The 14,739-nt window shown below is 63.8% G+C and carries 15 protein-coding genes; 6 read left to right on the plus strand and 9 right to left on the minus strand.

The window, feature by feature from the left end:
- Positions 1 to 73: 73 nt before the first annotated feature.
- The 5 genes from FFS21_RS03810 to FFS21_RS03830 form a co-directional block, all read right to left on the minus strand.
- Complete coding sequence (locus FFS21_RS03810; protein ID WP_137923612.1) at positions 74 to 481, minus strand: response regulator; 408 nt, start codon at positions 479 to 481, stop codon at positions 74 to 76.
- 64 nt (positions 482 to 545) lie between these two features.
- Positions 546 to 1,178, minus strand: coding sequence for a response regulator (locus FFS21_RS03815; RefSeq protein ID WP_137923613.1), 633 nt, complete (start codon positions 1,176 to 1,178; stop codon positions 546 to 548).
- A 267-nt stretch (positions 1,179 to 1,445) separates the two neighbouring features.
- Entirely contained in the window at positions 1,446 to 1,844 is a 399-nt protein-coding gene (locus FFS21_RS03820) for a hypothetical protein (RefSeq protein ID WP_137923614.1), read from the minus strand.
- A 328-nt stretch (positions 1,845 to 2,172) separates the two neighbouring features.
- Positions 2,173 to 4,920: a methionine synthase gene (metH, locus tag FFS21_RS03825; protein WP_137923615.1), complete on the minus strand. Its 2,748-nt coding sequence runs from the start codon at positions 4,918 to 4,920 to the stop codon at positions 2,173 to 2,175.
- 34 nt (positions 4,921 to 4,954) lie between these two features.
- Positions 4,955 to 6,022 (minus strand): homocysteine S-methyltransferase family protein, encoded by a 1,068-nt coding sequence (locus tag FFS21_RS03830; protein WP_137923616.1) that lies wholly within the window; start codon positions 6,020 to 6,022, stop codon positions 4,955 to 4,957.
- Between the two features lie 213 nt (positions 6,023 to 6,235).
- On the opposite strand from FFS21_RS03830, the gene FFS21_RS03835 reads away from it, so the two are divergent.
- Positions 6,236 to 6,628 (plus strand): rhodanese-like domain-containing protein, encoded by a 393-nt coding sequence (locus tag FFS21_RS03835; RefSeq protein WP_137923617.1) that lies wholly within the window; start codon positions 6,236 to 6,238, stop codon positions 6,626 to 6,628.
- A 79-nt stretch (positions 6,629 to 6,707) separates the two neighbouring features.
- Here FFS21_RS03835 and FFS21_RS03840 read toward each other — a convergent pair whose 3' ends face one another.
- The 4 genes from FFS21_RS03840 to FFS21_RS03855 form a co-directional block, all read right to left on the minus strand.
- Positions 6,708 to 6,965, minus strand: coding sequence for a BTH_I0359 family protein (locus FFS21_RS03840; protein ID WP_137923618.1), 258 nt, complete (start codon positions 6,963 to 6,965; stop codon positions 6,708 to 6,710).
- Positions 6,966 to 7,196: 231 nt separating this feature from the next.
- Positions 7,197 to 8,027 (minus strand): alpha/beta fold hydrolase, encoded by an 831-nt coding sequence (locus FFS21_RS03845; protein ID WP_137923619.1) that lies wholly within the window; start codon positions 8,025 to 8,027, stop codon positions 7,197 to 7,199.
- A gap of 43 nt (positions 8,028 to 8,070) precedes the next feature.
- Positions 8,071 to 9,162, minus strand: coding sequence for a DUF3108 domain-containing protein (locus FFS21_RS03850; protein WP_349304712.1), 1,092 nt, complete (start codon positions 9,160 to 9,162; stop codon positions 8,071 to 8,073).
- Positions 9,119 to 9,976, minus strand: coding sequence for an IclR family transcriptional regulator (locus FFS21_RS03855; protein WP_137923620.1), 858 nt, complete (start codon positions 9,974 to 9,976; stop codon positions 9,119 to 9,121). The genes FFS21_RS03850 and FFS21_RS03855 overlap by 44 nt, the downstream gene beginning before the upstream one ends.
- Positions 9,977 to 10,121: 145 nt before the next feature.
- On the opposite strand from FFS21_RS03855, the gene FFS21_RS03860 reads away from it, so the two are divergent.
- From FFS21_RS03860 to rfaE2, 5 genes are all read left to right on the plus strand, one after another.
- Complete coding sequence (locus FFS21_RS03860; RefSeq protein WP_137923621.1) at positions 10,122 to 11,102, plus strand: fumarylacetoacetate hydrolase family protein; 981 nt, start codon at positions 10,122 to 10,124, stop codon at positions 11,100 to 11,102.
- A gap of 144 nt (positions 11,103 to 11,246) precedes the next feature.
- Positions 11,247 to 12,071 (plus strand): enoyl-CoA hydratase/isomerase family protein, encoded by an 825-nt coding sequence (locus FFS21_RS03865; RefSeq protein ID WP_137923622.1) that lies wholly within the window; start codon positions 11,247 to 11,249, stop codon positions 12,069 to 12,071.
- Between the two features lie 51 nt (positions 12,072 to 12,122).
- On the plus strand, positions 12,123 to 12,935 hold the full coding sequence (locus tag FFS21_RS03870) for a PhaM family polyhydroxyalkanoate granule multifunctional regulatory protein (protein ID WP_137923623.1): 813 nt from the start codon (positions 12,123 to 12,125) through the stop codon (positions 12,933 to 12,935).
- A gap of 186 nt (positions 12,936 to 13,121) precedes the next feature.
- Entirely contained in the window at positions 13,122 to 13,967 is an 846-nt protein-coding gene (locus FFS21_RS03875) for a ferritin family protein (protein ID WP_137923624.1), read from the plus strand.
- Between the two features lie 89 nt (positions 13,968 to 14,056).
- Positions 14,057 to 14,548: a D-glycero-beta-D-manno-heptose 1-phosphate adenylyltransferase gene (gene rfaE2, locus FFS21_RS03880; RefSeq protein WP_137923625.1), complete on the plus strand. Its 492-nt coding sequence runs from the start codon at positions 14,057 to 14,059 to the stop codon at positions 14,546 to 14,548.
- Positions 14,549 to 14,739 lie beyond the last annotated feature (191 nt).

Raw genomic sequence — 14,739 nt, forward strand, 5'->3', positions numbered from 1 at the left:
GAACCTCATGCCCTCTCCCCCAACCCCTCTCCCGCTCTGCGGGAGAGGGGCGCAAGACAGTGGGAGATGTGAGCTACCCCGCCGACATCGCATATTCCTCGATCACCCGGAACACCTGCTCCAGTTCCAGCGATTTGTCGAAGAAATAATCCGCACCGGCATCGGCGCACTGGCGCCGGTACATGGATACCTGGGCGTGGTTCGTGTAGACGATGCGGATGCCGGACATGCTGGCTTTCTGCATTTCGCGCAGGACATTGATGCCGTTGCCCTGACGCAGTTGCAGATCGACGATCACCACGTCGTAGTTGCCGCGCGCGGCCAGTCCCACGGCCATGCTCTCCGTATCGGCCCAGTCCACCTCCTTCACAAACGGAAAGGCGGTGAGATATTCCAGCAGCATGCCCCGCAACACCTCCGAGTCCTCGATCAGGAGGACTCGCAGCGAGCGAGGGGAAGAGGCCGTGGCTTGCTCCGGCATGGCTGTTGGAACGGGGCTGGAGGTGGTTATGCGATAGAAGTCCGACGTGAGCTGCGGTGGATACCTATTCGACCAGGCCGTTCTTGATGGCGTAGTAGGTCAGGTCGGCGTTGGTCTTCATACCCATTTTCTCCAGGATGCGCGAGCGGTAGGTGCTCACCGTCTTCACGCTCAGGAACAGTTCGTCGGCGATCACCGAGACGGATTGGCCGCGCGAGAGTTTGCAGAAGATCTGAAACTCGCGCTCGGACAGCGTCTGGTGCACGGGTTGTTCGGTTGGCTTGTCGAGTCCGCCGATCAGCAGGTCTGCCACGACGGGGCTGACATAACGGCGGCCCTGCGCCACGGTGCGGATGGCCTTGACGAGATCGTCCGGCGCGGATTCTTTCGTCAGATAGCCCGACGCGCCCGCACGGATCAGGTTGATCGCGTACTGGTCTTCCGGATAGGTGGACAGGATCAGCACCGGCAGGTTAGGCAGGCGCTGGCGGATCAGCTTGAGTACATCAATGCCGTTGCGATCCGGCATGGAGATATCGAGTACGAGCACGTCGAACTCGCTATCCCGCAACTGCGCCATCACTTCATCGCCGCTCGCGGCTTCGCCCGTCACCTTGATGTCGGGCTCCTCTGAAATGAACTGGCGCAGACCGGCGCGCACGATCTCATGATCGTCGGCGATCAAGACGCGAATCATCGGGTGTCTCCACGGTGAGGGGTACGGCCAGCCTGCCGAAGCACGAACCGGGCCGGTTTCCTGCATTGTAGTGCTGGCGCCGCGCGGAAGATGTCGGTGTCAGGCTGACATGGGCGGGGAGATCCGCGCTGGGGAAATGCTGCACTGCGGCGCACAAAACGACAACGGGCGCCATCACGGCGCCCGTCTTCTCTTCATTGTTCCCGACCCCGGCAGATGGCGGTCTGGAGGGTCCCGCCGTCTGCCGGTTGTCAATGGAACAGAGGATTACTGGATCTTGGTGCCGCCATCGGCACCGGCCGAAGCACCCAGCGCGCTGCTTTCGGCGCCGTCCTTCTTCGACTTCGACTTGCTGGCGTGGCTGCCCTTGGTCTTCGTCGTCTTGTCAGCCTTGTGAGCCTTGTCCGCCTTGCCACCCTTGTCGGCATGCGACGCCGGGTCGGCTGCGCTCGGGCTGGCCGGCGTTACGGCACCGGTTGCCGCACCGCCAGCATTGACACCGGCGTTCGCGCCAGCGCCCAGGCTGCCCGACGGAGAAGCCGGCGTAGTGGCCGTTATGCCGCCACCGGCTTGCGTACCGGCGGTGACGCCAGTCCCTTGCGCCATCGCCAGCGACGAGGCAGCAGCAATCGACAGGGCAGACAGCGAGATCAGCAGCTTCTTCATGGATGAGACTCCTTGACTGGTATGCACCGCAAGCGAAACATTCGCTGCGGCATTCACGCGGTGTCACGTGAACTGGGTTCCAGTCTAGGGAGCACGACCATGCCGGTCTGTGAGCACTTGTAATGCCCTGTAAGCAGTGGTGAAGACATTGCGGACATGAACGACGATCATCGCGCCGGCATCGCCAGATAACGTCCGCATCGGGAATCCCTTACGCATCAACGTTACCCGCGCGGCGACCACGCAACAAAAAGCCGGGAGGCCGCTGATATGCGGCGTCCCGGCTCTCACAATGCATTGCAACTGCTTACAGCTGCGACTTCGCCGCTTACAGGTTCGGCGCCAGCGCACGCTCCAGCGTCAGGCGATCCTCGCCACGGCGGGCCACCATATCGTCGAGCTGGTCCTGCCCGATCTTGCCCACGCTGAAGTACGTCGAGTCCGGATGCGACAGGTAGAAACCGCTGACCGATGCCGCCGGCGTCATTGCCAGCCCTTCGGTAATGCCCATGCCGATATCCGCTGCATCGAGATACTCGAACATCGGCGCCTTGACCGTGTGTTCCGGGCAGGCCGGATAGCCCGGCGCCGGACGGATGCCGCGATACGTTTCGTCGATCAACTGCTCGTTGCTCAGCGACTCCGCCGCGTCGTAACCCCACAAGTCCTTGCGCACGCGCTCGTGCAGGCATTCGGCAAACGCCTCGGCCAGACGGTCGGCCAGCGACTTGAGCATGATCGCGCTGTAGTCGTCGTGATCGGCTTCGAACTGCGCTTCCTTCTTGTCCACGCCAATGCCGGCCGTCACCGCGAACACGCCGATGTAGTCGGCCACGCCGCTCGACTTCGGCGCAACGAAATCCGCCAGGCAGCGGTTCGGACGCTTCACACCATCCACCACGGGACGCTCGCTCTGCTGGCGCAGGTTGTGCCACGTCATGGCGACCTGCGTGCGCGACTCGTCCGTGTAGATCTCGATATCGTCGTCGTTGACGGTATTCGCCGGCAGCAGCGCGATCACACCATTGGCCGACAGCCAGCGGCCCTGGATCAACCGGGCCAACATGCTCTTGCCATCGGAGAAGACGCGGCGCGCCGATTCGCCAACGATCTCGTCGTTGAGGATGTCGGGGAATTTGCCAGCCAGATCCCAGGTCTGGAAGAACGGGCCCCAGTCGATGTACTTGGCGAGTTCGGACAGATCGTAGTTGCGGAACACGCGGCGGCCGATGAACTTCGGCTTCGGCGGCACATAGGTGCTCCAGTCGATCGGCGTCTTGTTCGCACGCGCCTCGGCCAGCGTCACCATCGGCGTGGCCTTCTTGTTGGCGTGCTGCGTGCGGATGCGGTCGTAGTCGGTCTTCAACTCGTCCAGGTACTTCGCGGCGCCTTCATCGGACAGCAGGCTCGACGCCACGCTCACCGAGCGCGAGGCATCGGGCACGTACACCACCGGACCATCGTAGTTCGGCGCGATCTTGACGGCGGTGTGCACGCGCGACGTGGTGGCGCCGCCAATCAGCAGCGGAATCTTCTTGATGCGGAAGTAGTCGTCGCGCTGCATCTCGGACGCCACGTACGCCATTTCTTCCAGCGACGGCGTGATCAGCCCCGACAGGCCCACGATGTCTGCGCCCTCGACCTTGGCACGCGCCAGGATCTCGTTGCACGGGACCATCACGCCCATGTTGACCACTTCGTAGTTGTTGCACTGGAGCACCACCGAGACGATGTTCTTGCCGATGTCGTGCACGTCGCCCTTCACCGTCGCAATCACGATCTTGCCGCGTGCGCGCACATCGCCGCCAGCCTCGGCCAGCAGGCGCTTCTCTTCTTCGATGTACGGCAGCAGATGCGCCACGGCCTGCTTCATCACGCGCGCGCTCTTGACCACCTGCGGCAGGAACATCTTGCCCGCGCCGAACAGGTCGCCCACCACGTTCATGCCGTCCATCAGCGGGCCTTCGATCACCTCGATCGGACGACCGCCGCGCGCCGCCACTTCCTGGCGCACTTCCTCGGTGTCCTCGACGATGAACGTGGTGATGCCATGCACCAGTGCGTGCGTCAGACGCTGCGACACCGGCACCGGCTGCTCCGGCGTGCCGCGCCAGGCCAGGTTCTCTTCCTTCTTCTGGCCGCCGCCCTTGAACTTGTCGGCAATCTCCAGCAGACGATCGGTGGCGTCATCGCGACGATTCAGCACGACGTCTTCCACGCGCTCGCGCAGCTCCGGATCGAGCTGGTCATACACGCCGAGCTGGCCGGCGTTGACGATGCCCATGTCCATGCCCGCCGCAATGGCGTGGTACAGGAACACGGTGTGGATCGCCTCGCGCACCATGTCGTTGCCGCGGAACGAGAACGACACGTTCGACACGCCGCCGCTCACCTTGGCATACGGCAGGTTCTGCTTGATCCAGCGCGTGGCCTCGATGAAGTCCACCGCGTAGTTGTTGTGCTCCTCGATACCGGTCGCCACCGCGAAGATGTTCGGATCGAAGATGATGTCTTCGGGCGGGAAGCCCACTTCGTTTACGAGAAAGTCATAGCTGCGCTTGCAGATCTCGGTCTTGCGCGCGAACGTGTCGGCCTGACCCTTCTCGTCGAAAGCCATCACCACGCTGGCCGCACCATAGCGGCGAATCATCGTGGCGTGATGGCGGAACTGCTCCTCGCCTTCCTTGAGCGAGATCGAGTTCACCACAGCCTTGCCCTGCACGCACTGCAGGCCCGCTTCGATCACGTCCCACTTCGACGAGTCGATCATGATCGGCACGCGCGCGATGTCCGGCTCCGACGCAATCAGATTCAGGAAGCGCACCATCGCCGCCTTCGAATCGAGCATTGCCTCGTCCATGTTGATATCGATGATCTGCGCGCCATTCTCGACCTGCTGGCGCGCCACGGCCAGCGCCTCGTCGAACTGGCCGTTCAAAATCATCCGCGCGAATGCCTTGGAACCGGTGACGTTGGTCCGCTCGCCAACGTTGACGAACAGCGTGTCGTCATCGATCGTGAACGGCTCCAGGCCGGACAGGCGCATCGGACGCGGGGGCAGGTGTTGCTGGCTCATGATTCTTTTCTCTATGCTCGGTGCGTGCGATGTGTCAGGCGGCGGCGTCTTCGGCCACGTTGTCGGAATAGTTCGCCCACGCGCGCGGAGCCTTGTTGGCGACGCGCTTGGCGATGGCCGCGATGTGGTCCGGCGTGGTGCCGCAGCAGCCGCCCACCAGGTTCACGAGGCCCGATGCTGCGAATTCCTCCACCAGTGCCGAGGTGACCTCCGGGGTTTCGTCGAAGCCGGTATCGCTCATCGGATTCGGCAGGCCCGCGTTCGGATAGCACGACACGGCGGCGTCGCAGATCTTGGCCAGCTCAGCCACGTACGGGCGCATCAGCGTGGCACCCAGCGCGCAGTTCAGGCCGAAGGTGACCGGACGCGCATGGCGCAGGCTGTTCCAGAACGCTTCCACGGTCTGGCCGGACAGGATGCGGCCAGAGGCATCGGTCACAGTGCCCGAGATCATCACGGGCACGCGCTCGCCGGTGTCCTCGAACAGTTGGTCGATGGCAAACAGTGCAGCCTTGGCGTTGAGCGTGTCGAAGATCGTCTCGACCAGGAACACATCGGCGCCGCCTTCGAGCAGGGCCTTGCCTTGCTCGTAGTACGAGTGGCGCAGTTCCTCGAACGAGACATTGCGCGCGCCGGGATCGTTGACGTCCGGGCTGATGCTGGCCGTCTTGGGCGTCGGGCCGAACGCGCCGGCCACGAAGCGCGGCTTCTCGGGCGTGCTGTACTTGTCGCAGGCGATGCGCGCGAGGCGGGCGGCCTCGACGTTCATCTCGTACGCCAGGTCCGCCATCTTGTAGTCTTCCTGCGCCACGCGCGTAGCCCCGAACGTGTTGGTCTCGATCAGGTCGGCACCGGCAGCCAGGTATTGCTCGTGGATTTCGCTGATGACCTCGGGACGCGTCAGCAGCAGCAGTTCGTTGTTGCCCTTGACGTCGATGGGGTGGTCCAGGAAACGCGTGCCGCGATACTCGGCTTCGCCAAGCTTGTAGCGCTGGATCATCGTGCCCATGGCGCCGTCGAGGATCAGGATCCGTTCACGGAGCAGCTTGGGAAGGCTGGCGGCCCGGGTATAGGGGCGGGGGGCAGGTTGGACGGCGCTCATCTGGGGCTTCACTGGAATGTCACCATCGGTCCACGGTATGACGGACCGCCGGCGCAAAATTTGGGCAAGATCGCGATTTTATCAGGTAGATCAAGGTATTGCGGCCGGCAGGAAAGGGGCTTTCCAAGGCTTTTTCGCCGGTTGTCAGGTCCGGCCTGCACGCCTACACTGAGAGACGCTTACGCCACGAACCCCGGTATTCCCGTCAACGCCATGCAACACCTGACCCCCAGCGATGCCCGCACGCTGCTCGATGCCGAGCCCGATGGGCTGTTCATCGACTGTCGCAGCGAGATGGAGTACCTGTTCGTCGGCCATCCGCAAGGTGCGCATAACGTCCCCTGGAATGATGGCCCCGACTGGGAGGTCAATCCGCACTTTGTGCAGGCGGTAAAAAAACTGGCCGGCCATGCCTCGGCGCGTCCGGTGATCCTGATCTGCCGCAGCGGCAACCGCTCGGCAGCGGCGGCGCGGGCGCTGGAAGGCGCCGGATTCACCACGGTCTATAACGTGTTGCACGGCTTCGAAGGGGACCTCGATCCGCACCGGCATCGTAATACCGTCAACGGCTGGCGCCATGACGGCCTGCCGTGGGAACAATACTGAACGCCTTGCCCGAACCAAAAGAAAACGCCCGCTGATGCGGGCGTTATCGTGTCCGGATCGTGCGTTGCCAGTCGTTGACTCAATGCATGACAAGGGGGTTGTTCATGACAATGTCGAACTTGCCGAGGAATTCGTCCACTTCCTCGACCGATGGCTCGCTCTCGATCAGACGCGTCACATCGGCGCGGAAGGTCTCGGCCATATGGCCGCCGAGAAAAATTTCGCGTTTCAGGTTCTTGTCGACGATTTCGTAGCCGCCCGAGGCAAGGGTCGCATGCTCGACATCTGCGCCAAACTCGACAATGCAATAGTTGTCGCTGTTGTAGATCATTTGCATCGCACTACCTCCTGGCGTATGGTTGGCGCCCTGTTCCTGGCCGGAACCGACGCGATTTCCTCTCCAAGCTGAGGGTAGCCGTCCGTAATTCAAGTCGGACGCGCCTCGTGCAGCTGCTTGTCCCTGGTTGTTGCTTGTTGCCCTTTTGCTGCCCTCTTACATTGGGCATCGGCGCGTGAAGCAAGTTTCTTGAGCACCGGGCACTACTGTGTTGCGAACTACACGGTTGCGTTACGGAATATCACACTGTCCGCCACATGCAGCGTGGCCGAGGAACACGTCGAACACGGCATGGAACCGTTCCGGCTGTTCGATAAACGACAGGTGCGCAGCGTCGGGAAGCACCTCCAGCTTCGCACCAGGAATTTTTTCGGCAATGGATTGGGCCATCGACACCGGCGCACCCTCATCCTTGTCGCCCACAACCACCAGCGTCGGGCAACGAATCCGCCGGATGGCCTCGGCCAGATCGAATGCCAGGATGGCCTGCGCCACCCCCACAAACCCTTGCACCGGCGTGGCGCGAATCATCTGCGCAATCCGTTCGACTCCCTCGGGATGACCGTCGCGATAGGGCTGCGTCATCCAGCGTTCGAGCGTGCCTTCCTGCAAACCCTTCATGCCATGCGCCTCTGCCTGGCCAATCCGGTTGGCCCACATCGGATGCGCTGTCATGGGAGTATGGTCGATCGTGTCCACCAGGGTGAGCGATAACAGCCGCTCGGCGTGGCGAACACCCAACGTCTGCCCCACCATCCCGCCTACCGATACCCCACAGAAATGCGCCTGGCCGATATCGAGCGCATCCATCACTGCAACGACATCATCCGCCAGACGGGTCATCGTGTAGGCGCCCACGGGGGCATCGCTGCCGCCATGACCCCGCATGTCGATGCGCAACACGCGATAGCGCGAGGCCAGATGGCGGGCAGTGTCGTCCCACAGTGTCAGGTTCGCAGCCAGCGCGTGGGCCAGTACGACCCACGGGCCCTCGCGGCCGTCGACCCGAACCTGAAGTCCGACATCTCCCGCCTGGATGCGCTGCGACCCTGTGTCAGACATATGGCAATCCCTGTGTTGTCCAGCGTTGTCACGGCGCTCACTATCACCGCCCCTCACTACTACGATAGACGAGATCAATTTGTGTGCCATCGGGTTCCGTCTGACGCAACCGCGCTGGCATCCAGTCCAATGACGGCGCCAGCCAGATTTCCACGCGACGGCGATCTCCCGGGTGGCGTGGCAGCCGCATGAAGTGGCGCGTGCGCACCATGCCCGTGCCGATATCGATATTCTCCTCACCCACGTACTGAACCTGCATCGGCTCCACTTCCGTGGTGTCCGCCACATTGAACGTCTCCGTGACACCCGGTGTGGCATAGCGCTGCGGGTCGCCGCGCGCCCATCCCACCAGTTGCAGGAACACGCTGAACCGGTCCTGGAAGTTGGTCGGCATCGGCACCTGGCCGCCACGCGTTTCAAACACCACCGTACTTGCGGCGTGATCGAAGCGGGCCACCGCCTGCTTGTTGCGGCGGGCCTCCTGGTATCGCGTGGGCTGCAGGCCGCGTGCGGTCATGTCACCGCTGCTTTCAAACGCGAAGCGGAACCACAGCACGCGCGTTTCCACCGCCAGCCGGTAGTGCCGGCCATCCTGCTCCCATCGGATGGTGCCGTCGGGGTTTTGCACGCCATTGACGAAACTCGCGTAACGCATGGTCACCGAAGGTGGCGGCGCATAGTTCGGCCCAGGCACGGCGGGCGCTTCCGTAGGCGCGCTGGCCTTGGCACCCGCGTTGGCATTGGCGGCATCGCCCGTGCCGCCGGCTCCGGCATTGGCGGTGGTATCACCGCTCGTCGAGGTAGCAAGCGCAGGCGCTGCCGGTTCTGGGGTGGATTCGGTTTCAGGAACGGGCGTTTGAGCAGCCGGTGCCGGACGCACTTTGGGCGGTGGCCGGGGCCGTGGCGGCGCAGGCGGTGCCGGAGGGGGAATCAGGATCGCCTCAAGCGCAGGCGTATCCGGCAGCGGCGGCAGCGTGGTCAACGGTATGTGGTTCAGGCCGAGCAGCACCAGCGCATGCGCGATCGCCACCAGTACGAGCACCACCAGCCAGCGACGGATACGCCGATAGCGGGGCGAACGCGAAGAATGCCTACGAGGGTTGGCCGTCCTGTCCGGCCGGTTGGCTGTCGCCAAGGTAACCGAGCTCCGAAGAGATCTGCCGCGCGATGTCGCGCACACGCCGATCCACCGCACCGCCCCATTCTGCATCGAATACGCTCTGCGCGCCGAGCACGATGAGCGCCATCGACAAATGGCCGTTGGCATCGAACACTGGCGTGGAGATCGCGTTGATGCCCGGCAGCACGCCGCCCCGCGTGCGCGCCGCGCCGCGCTGGCGGACATCGACGCAGATGGCGTCGTATTCGGCGAGCGATGCGGGCATGTCAGGCAGTGCGGCATCGCTGCGTGTCGAGAGTTCGCGCTCGATCAGCGGCAGTGTCTGACGCCGTGACAAATAAGCGCCATACAACCGCCCCGTGGCCGAATTCAGCATCGGCATCACATCGCCCAGCCGCAGACTTACGCTGACTGGATGGCTCGATTCCTCCCAATGCACGATGGTGGGACCATGGTTACCCCATACGGCGATGCCGGCAGTCTGGTCGATCTCGTCGCGCAGTTGCGACAGCAACGGCCGCGCGCGTCGCACCGGATCGAGCCGGTTCAGACCCGCCAGCCCGAGTTGCAGCGCGAAGGGTCCGAGGTCATAGCGCTGGCTGACGGCATCCTGCGTCACGGCGCCCAGCCGCTGGAAGCTGACCAGGTATCGGTGCGCCTTGGCCGGATTCATGTCGGCGGCGGCAGCCAGGTCGCGCAGCATCATCGCGCGTGGCGAGGCCGCCAGTGCCTGCAGCAGCCGGAAGCCGACTTCGATCGACTGGATGCCAGCACGCTTGTCGTCGTCACGTGCGTCGTCGGAGTTGTCGTGGTCGTCCACAACCGTCATGCGTGCTCGCTAAAGGGAAATTGGAGAAATCGGAAAAGTGCTGCCGGCCATTCTATACAAGCCGGCCCGTCGCGGATTCACGACCCCGCTCCGGTAGACTACCGCCCATCCATTTCGCCCAACGTTCGCAAACGTTCGATTCCGCATGAAACTCGCCACATTGAAGGACGGTTCGCGCGACGGCCAGCTCGTCGTTGTCTCGCGCGACCTGAAGACCGCGCACTACGCCACCGATATCGCCGGCAAGATGCAGACCGTGCTCGACGACTGGCAGTTCTACGCGCCGCAACTGCAGGATCTCTACGATGCACTGAACGCGGGCCGCGCGCGCCATCCGTTCCCGTTCGAGCCCAAGCACTGCATGGCCCCGCTGCCGCGCGCCTATCAATGGGCCGACGGCTCGGCCTATGTGAACCATGTGGAGCTGGTCCGGAAGGCGCGCGGCGCCGAGATGCCGCCCGAGTTCTGGACCGATCCGCTGATGTACCAGGGCGGCTCGGACGACTTCATCGGCCCGCAGGACGACATCGTCTGCGCCAATGAAGCGTTCGGCATCGACTTCGAAGCCGAAGTGGCCGTCATCACCGGCGACGTGCGCATGGGCGCCACGCCCGAGCAGGCCGCCGAGGCCATCCGTTTGGTCATGCTGGCCAACGATGTGTCGCTGCGCAACCTGATTCCCGCCGAACTGGGCAAGGGCTTCGGCTTCTTCCAGAGCAAGCCCGCCACGGCCTTCTCGCCCGTGGCCGTCACGCCCGACGAACTGGGCGATGCGTGGCAGGACCGCAAGGTCCACCGCCCGATGACGGTCCACTGGAACAGCAAGAAGGTAGGCACGCCCGACTGCGGCACCGACATGGTGTTCGACTTCGGCCAGTTGATCGCCCATATCTGCAAGACCCGCAATGTGCGTGCGGGCAGCATCGTCGGCTCGGGCACGATCTCGAATGTGGATCGCAAGAAGGGCTACGCGTGCATCGCCGAGAAGCGGACCATCGAAACCATCGAGAACGGCAAGCCGGAAACCGAATTCATGAAGTTCGGCGATTCCGTGCGTATCGAGATGCTCGACGCCGATGGCAAGTCGATCTTCGGCGCCATCGATCAGGAAGTGGTGGCCCGGTAATCGCAGCCATCGCATCGGGACCGGGTGCAAACCCGGCTTGCCCCACCCCGTACCGATCCGCCTATAATTCCCCGACCGTCCGGTCGGGGAATTTTTTTGCCCGGACGGGCCGTCTCCCACACGAAAGACAGAGAGCCCGCCGACATGACCTCCGAAGACCAGACGCTGTCCCCCCGCCTGTCGCGCTATCAGGCGCTCACGCTGCGCCGCCACGGCCCGGTGCTCGAAGTCATCATGGGCGCGGCACAGTCGTCCAACCGCAAGCTGGCCACGGCGGATGCCAACATGCACCGCGAACTGGCCGAGATCTGGCGCGACATCTCCGCCGATCCCGATATCCGCGTCGCCATCATCCGGGGCGAAGGCAAGGGCTTCTCGGCCGGCGGCGACCTGGCGCTGGTGGAGGACATGGCCAACGATTTCGAGACCCGCACCCGGGTCTGGCACGAGGCGCGCGACCTCGTTTACAACGTCATCAACTGCGACAAGCCCATCGTCTCCGCCATGCACGGCCCGGCCGTGGGCGCGGGGCTGGTGGCCGGGCTGCTGGCCGATATCTCGATTGCGTCGAAGACCGCGCGCATCGTCGATGGACACACGCGGCTGGGCGTGGCTGCGGGCGATCATGCGGCCATCGTGTGGCCGCTGCTGTGCGGAATGGCCAAGGCCAAGTACTATCTGATGCTGTGCGAGTCGGTCAGCGGCGAGGAAGCCGAGCGGATCGGCCTGGTATCGCTGGCAGTGGAAGAGGACGAACTGGTTGCCAAGGCATTCGAGGTGGCCAACCGGCTCGCGGCGGGTTCGCAATCCGCCATCCGCTGGACCAAGTACGCGCTCAACAACTGGCTGCGCATGGCCGGTCCCGCGTTCGATACCTCGCTGGCGCTTGAATTCATGGGCTTCGCTGGCCCCGACGTACACGAAGGCATGGCGAGCCTGCGCGAGAAGCGGCCGCCCCAGTTCCGGTAACCGGCCGTCCTCTCCCTAGTCGGACGGCCCCGACAGATGGAGTGCCGCACCATGTTCGGACAGATCCCCGATTTCTCGAATAGCTTCGACCTGCTGCGCAGGATGTGGTCCAGCGGCAGCGGCATGCCCAGCGGCCTGATGCCTGGCCTGAGCGCAATGACGCCGCCGATGGACCTCGACGAAGTCGACAAGCGCATCCACGACCTCAAGGCCGTGGAAAGCTGGCTCCAGCTCAACACCAACCTTCTGCGTACCACGATCCAGGGCCTCGAAGTCCAGCGCGCCACGCTCGTAGCGCTGCAGACTTTCGGCAACGCCCTGTCTCCCGAGAAGATGCAGAGCGCGATGGAGAACGTGGCCCGCGCGGCCAACGCCCCGAGCGCGCATCCAGCCCATCACGCCAACCCGTTCGAGACGCCGCGCACGGTGTCCGAGGCACAGGCCGATGCCGAGAACGACGTCCCTGACGAGGAAGAAGCCGACTCGCCGCCCGAGTCTGCCGCCGAAACCGGGGACGCCGCTGCGTCCGACAGCGGCAACGCGCAACTGCCGCCCAATGCCGCACTGTGGTGGGACCTGCTGCAGCGCCAGTTCGCACAGATCGCCAGCAGCGCGGCGGCGGCCAGCGCCGCGCCGTTCGGCGGGGGCATGTCGGGGATGCCCGGAATGCCCGGGATGCCAGGATTTGGCGGCATGGCCGCGGGGGCTGACGGCGCCGAGCCGGCCAGTCAGGCGCCCTCGACGGCCGCGCCAAAACCCACTGCACGGAAAGCCACCGCGAAAAAGCCTGCTGCAAAGAAGCCTGCAGCCAAGGCGCCCAAAAAGGCAGCCGCCCCAAAAACGGCCCCCGACGAGGCCAAGTGATGCATGCCGGGCGTGGCCAACGCTCGGCCTCCCCCCTCGCGGGAAGTGTCGTAGTCGCACCACTTTCGGGCGCCCTGTCAGGCGCACCGATAAAAATCCATCAGCGTTTGCTGAAAGACACTAGAGAAAACATTCGAGAATGTTTCCTGTCTGGTAGAATCCGCCAGTGATTTCAAAGGCTTAGGCATGCTCTACCCCGAACTCTTCAAATCGTTGGAAGCGGTCCGCTGGCACATGGACAAGGACATCCCGTGGGATTCCTTCGACGCGAGCCTGCTCACCGACGACCAGGCGAAGACCATCCGCATGAACGCAATCACCGAATGGTCGGCCCTGCCCGCCACGGAAATGTTCCTGCGCGACAACCGCGACGATTCCGATTTTTCGGCGTTCATGAGCATCTGGTTCTTCGAGGAACAGAAGCATTCGCTGGTGCTGATGGAATATCTGCGCCGCTTCCGTCCGGACCTGGTCCCGACCGAGGAAGAACTGCACGCCGTGCGCTTCGAGTTCGATCCGGCCCCGCCGCTGGAAACGCTGATGCTGCATTTCTGCGGCGAGATCCGCCTGAACCACTGGTACCGCCGCGCTGCCGAATGGCACTCGGAACCGGTGATCAAGCATATCTACCGCACGCTGTCGCAGGATGAAGCCCGCCATGGCGGCGCCTACCTGCGCTACATGAAGAAGTACCTGGCCCAGTTCGGCGATACCGCCCGTGCCGCGTTCGCCAAGATCGGTGTCCTGATGGCTTCGGCTCGCCGCACCGAGAAGCCGCTGCACCCGACCAACCTGCACGTGAACAAGGCCCTGTTCCCGAACGACACGGTGCAATCGCGCCTGCCGGACCCGGACTGGCTCGAGCACTGGCTCGACGAACAGATCCGCTTCGACGAGGTCTGGGAGAAGAAGGTCATCGAACGGATCCTGCACAACATGTCGCTGCTGTTCGAGCGCACGTTCGATTCCGTCCAGGACCTGAACCGCTACCGCAAGGAACTGAACGCCAACCTGCAGGCCGCCCAAGCCTGAGTTGACGCTTCTCCGCCGCGTGACAAGACCCCATCGGATACGATGGGGTTTTTCATTGGCGCGCCGACTTTTCCGACTCGCTCTCTCCCATGAACGCACCCGCCTACGAATCCAAGCTCGTTCCCGCCGACGACATCGCCGCCCTGCAAGCCGCCGTGGCCGCGCTGCCCCGCCCGCTGGTCTTCACCAACGGCGTGTTCGACATCCTCCATCGCGGCCACGCCACCTACCTGGCGCAGGCCCGCGCGATGGGCGCCAGCCTGGTGCTGGGCGTGAACAGCGACGCGTCGGTGAAGATGCTGGGCAAGGGCGACGACCGCCCGCTCAACAACGAGGCCGACCGCATGGCATTACTTGCCGCACTGGCCGCCGTGGACCTCGTGGCAATGTTCCGCGAGCAGACGCCGGTGGAGTTGATCCGGCTGGTACGCCCGGATATCTACGTGAAGGGCGGCGATTACGATATCGACACGCTGGAGGAAACGCGGCTGGTGCGGAGTTGGGGCGGCGAGGCGTATGCCATCCCATTCCTGCATGACCGGTCGACGACGAAGTTGTTGACGAAGGTGAGGGCTGGCTGAGTTTGCGGTTCTCCCGCACTGTTCTGGCTCCCCTCTCCCCCGCCCCTCTCCCGCAAGCGGGAGAGGGGAGAAAACCGAGGGTCGGTGCGAATGCTGCTGCCGGTATGCTCCCCTCTCCCACGAAGTGGGAGAGGGGTTGGGGGAGAGGGCCGGAGGGTCTGCTTGCCGACCATACGGCAATTTGCACTGCT

This window comes from Cupriavidus sp. 2SB (assembly GCF_005503625.1).
In the GTDB taxonomy this organism is placed as follows: domain Bacteria; phylum Pseudomonadota; class Gammaproteobacteria; order Burkholderiales; family Burkholderiaceae; genus Cupriavidus.

What these genes read in the sequence shown, in the direction of transcription:
- FFS21_RS03810 (WP_137923612.1), bottom strand. Translation starts at nt 481, where the DNA reads ATGCCGGAGCAAGCCACGGCCTCTTCCCCTCGCTCGCTGCGAGTCCTC.
- FFS21_RS03815 (WP_137923613.1), bottom strand. Translation starts at nt 1,178, where the DNA reads ATGATTCGCGTCTTGATCGCCGACGATCATGAGATCGTGCGCGCCGGT.
- FFS21_RS03820 (WP_137923614.1), bottom strand. Translation starts at nt 1,844, where the DNA reads ATGAAGAAGCTGCTGATCTCGCTGTCTGCCCTGTCGATTGCTGCTGCC.
- metH (WP_137923615.1), bottom strand. Translation starts at nt 4,920, where the DNA reads ATGAGCCAGCAACACCTGCCCCCGCGTCCGATGCGCCTGTCCGGCCTG.
- FFS21_RS03830 (WP_137923616.1), bottom strand. Translation starts at nt 6,022, where the DNA reads ATGAGCGCCGTCCAACCTGCCCCCCGCCCCTATACCCGGGCCGCCAGC.
- FFS21_RS03835 (WP_137923617.1), top strand. Translation starts at nt 6,236, where the DNA reads ATGCAACACCTGACCCCCAGCGATGCCCGCACGCTGCTCGATGCCGAG.
- FFS21_RS03840 (WP_137923618.1), bottom strand. Translation starts at nt 6,965, where the DNA reads ATGCAAATGATCTACAACAGCGACAACTATTGCATTGTCGAGTTTGGC.
- FFS21_RS03845 (WP_137923619.1), bottom strand. Translation starts at nt 8,027, where the DNA reads ATGTCTGACACAGGGTCGCAGCGCATCCAGGCGGGAGATGTCGGACTT.
- FFS21_RS03855 (WP_137923620.1), bottom strand. Translation starts at nt 9,976, where the DNA reads ATGACGGTTGTGGACGACCACGACAACTCCGACGACGCACGTGACGAC.
- FFS21_RS03860 (WP_137923621.1), top strand. Translation starts at nt 10,122, where the DNA reads ATGAAACTCGCCACATTGAAGGACGGTTCGCGCGACGGCCAGCTCGTC.
- FFS21_RS03865 (WP_137923622.1), top strand. Translation starts at nt 11,247, where the DNA reads ATGACCTCCGAAGACCAGACGCTGTCCCCCCGCCTGTCGCGCTATCAG.
- FFS21_RS03870 (WP_137923623.1), top strand. Translation starts at nt 12,123, where the DNA reads ATGTTCGGACAGATCCCCGATTTCTCGAATAGCTTCGACCTGCTGCGC.
- FFS21_RS03875 (WP_137923624.1), top strand. Translation starts at nt 13,122, where the DNA reads ATGCTCTACCCCGAACTCTTCAAATCGTTGGAAGCGGTCCGCTGGCAC.
- rfaE2 (WP_137923625.1), top strand. Translation starts at nt 14,057, where the DNA reads ATGAACGCACCCGCCTACGAATCCAAGCTCGTTCCCGCCGACGACATC.